Source organism: Mesorhizobium sp. M4B.F.Ca.ET.214.01.1.1, from assembly GCF_004791545.1.
In the GTDB taxonomy this organism is placed as follows: Bacteria; Pseudomonadota; Alphaproteobacteria; order Rhizobiales; family Rhizobiaceae; genus Mesorhizobium; species Mesorhizobium abyssinicae.
Map to the genome: position 1 here is coordinate 1 of NZ_SRUX01000125.1, position 364 is coordinate 364.

Below are 364 nucleotides of genomic sequence, written 5' to 3' on the forward strand. Positions count from 1 at the left end.
CCGGGCGACGGTTTCGACGGCGCGCAGGCCGTTGAGATGGACGCGGTTCAGCATAGCCATTCAGTTTTTCTAAAGTGCGCGGGCCAAAATCTCAATTGAAACCCGACGGTAAGAGGCAGAATTTAACAGGAATAGCCTTGAAGCAGGAGCTTGTCCCATGAAGATTTTATCTTTGTTGAAAGGGTTCTCCAGCACCCAGGCCAGGCCGAGCGATGAGGGAGAAATCGCCCGTTGGGTCATCGATCCGCTGTCGCATCCCGTGCTCGACACCATGTCGGAGCGCGAGCTCGGCGACATGCCCTTCCGGCTGACGGCCCGCCAGACTGTGCATGAAACGGCGAGCTGTTGAAGATCCCTCTCCGGC

At 57.7% G+C, this 364-nt stretch carries 1 protein-coding gene; it reads left to right on the top strand.

What is annotated here, in order from left to right:
• The first annotated feature begins 157 nt into the window (after window positions 1-157).
• Window positions 158-349, top strand: a complete 192-nt coding sequence (locus EN857_RS33590) for a hypothetical protein (protein ID WP_135875641.1) — start codon at window positions 158-160, stop codon at window positions 347-349.
• Window positions 350-364: the final 15 nt, after the last annotated feature.